Annotated in this window: 4 protein-coding genes and 2 tRNA genes; all 6 read left to right on the top strand. The window is 36.3% G+C overall.

Annotation, left to right across the window (positions count from 1 at the left end; all coding sequences use genetic code 11):
* Positions 1-1,311 (top strand): RIP metalloprotease RseP (gene rseP, locus DRF60_RS20505; RefSeq protein ID WP_116015185.1); only part of this gene is annotated, 1,311 nt, incomplete at its 5' end.
* An 80-nt stretch (positions 1,312-1,391) separates the two neighbouring features.
* A tRNA-Asn gene (locus tag DRF60_RS20500) sits at positions 1,392-1,468 on the top strand.
* A gap of 125 nt (positions 1,469-1,593) precedes the next feature.
* The gene (locus tag DRF60_RS20495) at positions 1,594-4,764 is read left to right on the top strand and encodes a S41 family peptidase (protein ID WP_116015183.1); all 3,171 of its coding nucleotides are present in this window, start codon (positions 1,594-1,596) and stop codon (positions 4,762-4,764) included.
* 164 nt (positions 4,765-4,928) lie between these two features.
* Positions 4,929-5,648, top strand: a complete 720-nt coding sequence (locus DRF60_RS20490) for an AAA family ATPase (RefSeq protein ID WP_116015180.1) — start codon at positions 4,929-4,931, stop codon at positions 5,646-5,648.
* Between the two features lie 137 nt (positions 5,649-5,785).
* Positions 5,786-5,859 (top strand) — tRNA-Asn (locus DRF60_RS20485).
* 622 nt (positions 5,860-6,481) lie between these two features.
* Positions 6,482-8,444, top strand: a 1,963-nt coding sequence (locus DRF60_RS20480) for a DUF5686 family protein (protein ID WP_238640267.1), incomplete at its 3' end; no start/stop codon positions are given.

The raw sequence follows: 8,444 nt of genomic DNA, 5'->3' as shown, positions 1-8,444 counted from the left end.
AAATGGCAGTATAAATTTCTTTCGAAAAACCTTCCGGACACAGAAACTATCGTAGTAGACGGGAAAGAGACAGAAGTTCCTATCGATATATCAAAACTTTCAGACAACGACTGGAGAAAACATCCTGAAAAGACAAAATACGGAATCGGATGGCTTCCTTTCGGCGGTTATGTGAAAATTGCAGGGATGATTGATGAAAGCATGGATAAAGAGCAGATGAAAAAACCTGCACAATCATGGGAATTCAGATCTAAACCGGCATGGCAGAGACTGATTATTATGTTGGGAGGAGTTACTGTTAACTTTTTCCTGGCCTGGGTTATTTTTGGATGTCTATCCTATTTCAATGGTGAAACTTCTTTCGATACGACTAAAGTAAGCACCCCTATGCATTATACCAATATTGCAAAAGAAATGGGTTTTGAGGATGGTGACAAAATCTTAAAAGTAGACGGAAAAGTTCAGAACAATCTGGATAAATTATCTTTAGATATATTACTAAGTGATCAGGTAACGGTTTTAAGAAAAGGAAAAGAAGTTACTTTTAACACGGATGATGACGGGAAGGCATTGGCTTTCAAAGATGACAACCCAAGAGCATTCCTTACGCCAAGATATGCTCCTGTAATTGATACCATCGTGAACCCTAAAACTGCTGAAGCAGGTTTAAAAATAGGTGATAAGGTGGTTTCGGTAAACGGCCAGAAAATCAATTATTATGATGAACTTCAGGGTGTTGTTATAAAAAATGCTGGTAAAGCGATTAATATGGAAGTATTAAGAGCTGGCACAGTACAGCCGTTAAGTCTTGAAGTTTCCAAGGAAGGAACTTTAGGTATAGCTTCTTACAAGCAGCTTGAAAAGTATGTTACTACTGAGAACTTCACTTTTACACAGTCTATCGGGAGAGGGTTCACAAGAAGTATTGAAAGTCTGACGTACCAGGTAAAGCAGTTTAAACTGGTTTTCAACAAGAAGGTTCAGGGATATAAGAAAGTAGGTGGCCCATTGGCAATCATCAAAAACATGCCGGTACAGAAATCTAAAGATGGAGCTATCTCTATTAACTGGAGCTTATTCTGGAGTTTTACAGCTATGTTTTCTGTTTGGCTGGCATTTCTGAACCTTATTCCTATTCCTGGACTTGATGGAGGTCACGTTTTATTTACTTTGTGGGAGGTAATTACAGGGAAACCTGTTCCTCAGAAAGTATTGGAAAATGCACAGATGATAGGGGTTATCTTCCTGTTAGGATTGATGTTACTGATCTTCGGAAGTGATATCTTTAAAGCACTTACGGGCAGTTTATAATTTTTTTGAATTTTTTCTAAAAAATATTTGTACGGTATAAATATTCGTCCTATATTTGCACCACTTAAAACAAAGGACATTCCTCCTTAGCTCAGTTGGTTAGAGCATCTGACTGTTAATCAGAGGGTCGCTGGTTCGAGCCCAGCAGGAGGAGCCAATAAGGACAAACACTTACAGATTAATGTAAGTGTTTTTTTTGCTTTAAACTTTTCGGATCTGACAAATCAATTATATATTAGCAATAAATTAATATTACAATAAGGCATAATATCAAATTATTTCATGAAGAAAATCTTTATTTCATTATTAACAGCTTTTTCTATCATTCAGATTTCAGCACAGGAAAAGTCTTATTTTTTATCAAGTCCTTCACTTAGTCCCGACGGAAAAACAGCCTATTTCGCTTATGGCGGAGATATCTGGAAAGTAGACTCTAATGGCGGGAATGCATCGAGAATCACGGCTTTAGATGGAGAAGAAATTAATCCACGTATTTCTCCTGATGGGAAATGGCTGGCATTCAGCTCTAATCAGTATGGCAATTATGACGTTTACATAATGCCTGTTGAAGGCGGAACGATTAAACAGCTTACATTTCACACTGGAAAAGATGAAATAGAAAGCTGGGGATGGGACAGCAAAACTCTTTATTTCACCTCAAACAGGAACAATAATTTTGGAAGTTTTAAAACGACTATTGACGGAAAAACACCACAAAAGCTTTTTAAAAACTACTTTAATAACACCAGCGGGATTACTGAAACTCCAGCAGGCGAATATCTTTTCACCAATTCCTCAGAAGCCGCTAATCAGACTCACCGTAAGCGCTATAAGGGAGAAAACAACCCTGACATTTTAGGATATAACCCACAGAACAATTCTTTCAGACAGTACACCAATTATGAGGGAAAAGATTTTAACCCAAGTGTAGACAAAAATGGCAGTATTTATTTTATTTCGGATGAGAATAATAATGAATACAACCTGTATCAAATTGAAAATGGCAAAAAAATACCGTTGACCCAATTTGACACTTCTATTAAAAAACCTTTTGTTTCAGCAAACGGATCCAAAGTCATATTTGAAAAAGACTATCAGCTTTATATTTACGACGTAGCCGCAAAAAACACAAAAGCTCTTGATATCAGCCTCAATACCAACAAAATCCTGGAAAAAGAGCAAAATTTCAGTGTAGAAAATAATATTTCATACTACGATGTTTCACAGGATGCCAAAAAGATAGCTTTTGTAAGCCGGGGTGTTCTCTTCGTTTCTGACATCGAAGGAAAATTCATACAACAAATTTCCGATGGAAAAGAGCGGGTAATGGAAGTAAAGTGGCTGAAAGACAATCGTACATTGCTTTTTAACCAGACCGACAAAGGTTATCAAAACTGGTTTAGCATTGCTGCAGACGGAAAAACCCAACCCAAACAATTAACTCATGATTTACGCAACAATCGCAATATAACCCTTAATACTGATCTTTCAAAAGCGGTTTACTTAAGCGGCCGTGATGAAGTAAGGATAATGGATATGAAAGGCTTTAATTCTACAACTATTGTAAAAGATGAAATCTGGGCTTTCCAAAATTCAAAGCCTTCTTTTTCGCCTAATAATGAATATGTGCTATTCTCTGCAAAAAGAAATTTCGAACTGGATATTTTTATTCATAACATCAAAAAAGGGCAGACTATAAATCTCACCAATACCGGTGTTTCGGAGGAAGATCCTTTCTGGTCTCCCAATGGCAAATATATTTACTTCAGCAGTGACAGAACCAACCCATCGTATCCTTTAGGCATGCAGAAGTCCAACATTTACCGGATGGCCCTGGATTGGTTTGATGAGCCTTATAAATCTGAAAAATTCGAAAAGCTCTTTATTGAAGAAAAAAAAGAACAAAAAAAACCTGAAAAAACAAAGGACACTAAAGAGAAAAAAGACGAAAGCAAAGAGAAAAAGGAAGAGAAAGAACCTGTTATAAAGGAACTAAAAGTCAACCCGGAAAATACCCTGGAAAGGATCGAATTGGTTACTGACAGATATGGATATCAGGATGATCCTGCGGTTTTTGCAAACGACAAAAAAGAGATTCTATTGTTTAATTCCAATCAGGATAATGGAAAAAAGCAGTTATTCAAAAAAGTGTTTACTGATTTCGAGCCTGCAAAATCTGAGAAAGTCTTTGATAAAGAAGCTTCCCATATCACCAAAATTGAAAAAAATCTTTTTGCATTAATAGAAGGCAATATTTATAAAATGACACTGGATGCATTAAAGCCGGAAAAAATTAATATTCAGTATGCCTTTGATAAAGATCTGGCTTCCGAATTCACTCAAATGTACAATGAAGCCTGGACAGGTGTTGAAGAAAATTTCTATGATGAAAACTTTCACGGGATCAACTGGAAAGCAAAAAAAGATCAGTATGCAAAATATCTTCCGTATGTAAATAACAGAAATGATCTGCGGATTTTATTAAATGATCTTTTGGGTGAGCTTAATTCTTCACACACCGGGTTTTCCTCATCCGGCAAAGAAGAAACCAGATACCTGAATTACTTTACAAATGAAACCGGGATTATATTTAAAACAGACCAGCCTTATATAGTAGAAAGCATTGTCCGGAAATCTCCGGCATTTCGCTCTGGTGTTGATGTTAAACCCGGAGATCAGCTGATTGCCGTAAACGGAAAAAAAGCAGACCCTCTTGAAAACCGTGAAGCTTATTTCACAAGTCCTAAAAAACAGGATGAACTTATTCTTACTTTCAGCCGTAGCGGAAAAAATATAACAACAAAAGTACACCCGATTTCAAATATCGATCTAAAAGGATTGCTTTATGATGATTGGATATCCAACAACCGTCAACGCGTCAATAAGCTTAGCGACAATCGCATTGCTTATTCATACATGAAAAACATGTCAACTGATGAATTGGACCGCTTCCTTCTGGATATGGTAGAACAGGAAAACAAAAAAGACGCTGTTATTCTCGATCTACGATATAACACTGGTGGAAATGTCCATGATAAAGTATTGAATTTCCTTGCTCAAAAACCTTATCTGCAATGGAAATACCGTGAAGGAAAAATGACTACACAGCCTAACTTTGCCCCTGCCGGGAAACCTATCGTTCTGCTGATTAATGAAGCCTCACTAAGTGATGCTGAAATGACCGCAGCTGGCTTTAAAGCCCTCAAGCTAGGGAAAATTATCGGGCAGGATACCTATCGCTGGATTATCTTCACTTCAGGAAAAAGCCTTGTGGACGGATCTTTTTACAGACTCCCTTCCTGGGGAACCTATACCCTTGATGGTCAGAATCTTGAAAAGACAGGTGTGAAACCGGATATTTATGTTAAAAACACCTTCATAGACCGACAGCAGGGTAATGATCCCCAACTGGAACGGGCTGTTCAGGAAATATTAAAAGACTTAAAGAAATAAACCACAATATTCCATTTGGATTTGGCAAGATTATCTAACTGCTGATTAAAGTTCACGGGTTTGAGTGGTAGAAGTAAAAAAAAGGCTTACAGAAATGTAGGTCTTTTTTATTTTGCACACCTTTTGATGGATATGAATTGACAATACGCAATAAAATAATCAAGATGCCTTACTTATCCCGGATTTATTTAAAAGACAACCATCCTGAAGGTTTTCCTTTTAACCTTCCCTTTCTGAACAATGGTTTAGATTTAAAACTCAAAAGCAATGTCGCTTTTTTCGTTGGCGAAAACGGCATCGGTAAGTCTACATTACTGGAAGCCATTGCAGAAAAGTGCGATTTCAATGTATCCGGAGGCAGCAGAAATCACAACTACAATTTCCATAAAACCGAATCTGAACTATCCGAATACCTTACACTGTCCTGGAAAACTAAAACCGGTCAGGGATTTTTCATGAGAGCTGAAAGCTTTTTCAACTTTGCAACCTATATAGATGAAGTTGCCGAAGAAGACAGAAGCGTCCTGAATGCCTACGGAGGAAAATCCTTGCATCAGCAATCCCACGGGGAGGCTTTTCTTTCCTTATTTCACAATCATTTCCGGAATGGTCTTTATATTCTTGACGAACCGGAATCCGCACTGTCACCACAAAGACAATTATCATTATTATCCGTCATTCACAAATTGGAAAAAGCAGGAAAGGCCCAATTCATTATTTCCAGCCACTCACCAATCCTGATGAGCTATCCTGGTGCAGAAATTTATGTATTGGATGATAAAATTCAACAGACCAGTTACAAAGAAACAGAGCATTATCAGTTAACAAAGAATTTTTTAGAATCCCCGGAACTCTATTTCCGCCATTTATTTGAAGATGATTAAAGTTAATTCAAAAAATATCTGAAATATTTCTTACTGAAATTCAACATTTTTAGTTAAAAATCAACGTTAATCAGGGATAAAATTTGCCTGATATTAATATTCCTTTTATATTTGCAACACCTTAAACAGAGGGAAATTCCTCCTTAGCTCAGTTGGTTAGAGCATCTGACTGTTAATCAGAGGGTCGCTGGTTCGAGCCCAGCAGGAGGAGCAAAAAGACTTACAGAAATGTAGGTCTTTTTTTATGCCTTCATTTTACACTCTCAAATCCTCATAAAATATCAATCCATATATTCAATGCTATAATTATTTATTAATAGTTTCCGCAAAATAATAAAAAGGTTAGCGATATCTTCTATTTCTAAAATTAACCACAAAAACACACCAGAATTAATTTTTTGCGGAAAAGTATACAAACCAGCGATAAACCATTGAAAATAAATACAGTACAGCTGTTAGTAATTTGTGGAAAAAATACCTATAAGCTATTAGGTTAGTATGGAATATTTTAAAAAGCATGTTGAAAATATGTGAGTAACCTATGGAGAATATATTAGTAACAGATTAAAATACGTGGAGAAATTGTGGGAAAATTTTTAGTTATGAAATGTTGGAACATTCATTTTATCAAATATTCTCTTTTTATATATAGTGTTTAACAGCGTTTATTTCGTTCTAAAATCTAACTTTAGAAGTCATTAATTACTGTACTCTTTTACTGTTATTTTCGTTACATTTGTAGTTTTGTGAATTTTCATTGAAAACGTTAAAAAAATGATCTTTTTTAAATAAACAGCACGCTTTTTGTTTGTGCTAATTGCTTGAAGAAACAAATGATGTTAAATAACAACTCTAAATATTATAATCTCTTCTTTCTGTTTTTTATATCCTGCCTGGCATATGCCCAAAACACAGCAAACGGAAGAATTGTAGATGCAAAAACCAATAAAGAAATTACCGGTGTAGACATCTTTATCAATGATAATACTGAGCCTTTTCTAAAAACTTCTCTTGGAAGCTTTAGCATTAAGTCGGACAGTATTATTTATAAACTGAAATTTTCAAAAAAGAATTATTCTAACGAAACCGTTACCATTACCCCTGAAAATGCCGCCAATGTTTTTGTACAGCTTTCCCAGGAACAAGTAAGCACAATTGACGAGATCGTTATCCACAACGAAAAAACCAGGTACAAAAACAAGAAAGAGAATCCCGCTTATGCTATTATGCAGGAAGTATGGAAAAGAAAACGTAATAATGGCTTAGAGAAATTTGACACCTATACTTATAAGGAGTATGAGAAAATCCAGTTTGACGCAAATAATCTGGACAGTGCTTTTATGAGTAAAAAGATCTTCAACAAGCTTGATTTCATTTTTGATTATGCAGATTCCACAGCCAGCGGAAAGATTGGGCTCCCTATTTTCCTGAACGAGTCCATCTATGAGAATTTCGGAGAAAACAAACCCGGAAAAAAGACAAAAAGATTACTGGTTGCCCAAAAAACATCAGGATTCCAGGATAATCAGGTAATTACCATTACTGCAAAAAATCTCTACCGCGATATTAATATTTATGATAACACACTAAATTATTTTGACATAGGATTTCCAAGCCCGGTAGGTTCAAATGGATTCAGCACCTATGATTATAATTTAACAGATACCATTTCTATTCACGGTGAGAACGCCTATAAAATAAGGTACCAGCCTAAAAGGAAAGACGTCTTAGCTTTTCAGGGTTATCTTTATATTGACACAGATAATTATGCTGTTTTAGGAGCCACTTTAAAATCTACACAAAAGATCAACGTTAACTTTATCAACAGCATTTCCACAGAACTGGAATATGACAATCCTGATGAGAATACATTTCTCCCTAAAAAATTCATTACAGAAATAGAACTTACACCTTTCGCAAAAAAGAGAACTTCTAAAAGCATTATAGCCAAACGCTCGGTAGATTACTCTCAATATGAATTCAATAAACCTCTGGATGATAAAGTATTCACACGAAAACAGGAAGAATACGATGATAAATTTGTTGATAAAGATGATGCGTATTGGGTAAAAGCAAGACCGGACTCACTGTCAAAATCAGAACAGGGCGTCTATGAAATGCTTGATAAGCTTCAGCAGACTCCAAAATTCAATCGTATTGTTAAAATCTACGAAACACTCGCATCGGGATATTACAATGCCTTTAAGGGTATTGATATAGGTCCTATTTTTTCAATTTACGGTAAAAACGAAGTGGAAGGCGACAGGATAAGGCTGGGAGCAAGAACATACTTTGGGCAAAATGATCCATGGAGAGTTCAGTTTTATACAGCCTATGGATTTAAAGACGAAAAGGTTAAATACGGAGCCGAAGCCCGCTATATGTTCAACAGAGTGAACAGGTTCATGATCGGGGCCGGAACAAAAAGAGATATTGAACAATTGGGTGTACAGCTTACTACCGATGACGGAATTATGGCACGTACTTTTGCCTCATCTACCCTTTTTGCAAGAGGAGAAAATGCTTCCTTGAGCTCTATAAACAAGACCAACATTTTTGCAGCTATTGAACCCTGGAAAAACTTTCAGGTAAGGGTAGACGGAACATTACAGAGCATAAAATCTGCCAATCCTGATAAGTTCAGCTTAATGTATTACCGTGATGGAGATTTAAGAAAAACGCTTAATGACTCCCACGTTACTTTAAGTTTAATTGCAAGACCCGGAGCAAAATTCTCCCAGACAGGAGTTGACCGCTACGAACACGGAACACTGGCTCCAACTATTATCCTGAAGT

The organism is Chryseobacterium elymi, from assembly GCF_003385495.1.
Lineage (GTDB): Bacteria > Bacteroidota > Bacteroidia > Flavobacteriales > Weeksellaceae > Chryseobacterium > Chryseobacterium elymi.
The sequence above is the reverse complement of the archived record's forward strand: the minus strand, read 5'-3'. Positions and strand labels throughout refer to the sequence as shown.

What these genes read in the sequence shown, in the direction of transcription:
- DRF60_RS20495 (WP_116015183.1), top strand. Translation starts at nt 1,594, where the DNA reads ATGAAGAAAATCTTTATTTCATTATTAACAGCTTTTTCTATCATTCAG.
- DRF60_RS20490 (WP_116015180.1), top strand. Translation starts at nt 4,929, where the DNA reads ATGCCTTACTTATCCCGGATTTATTTAAAAGACAACCATCCTGAAGGT.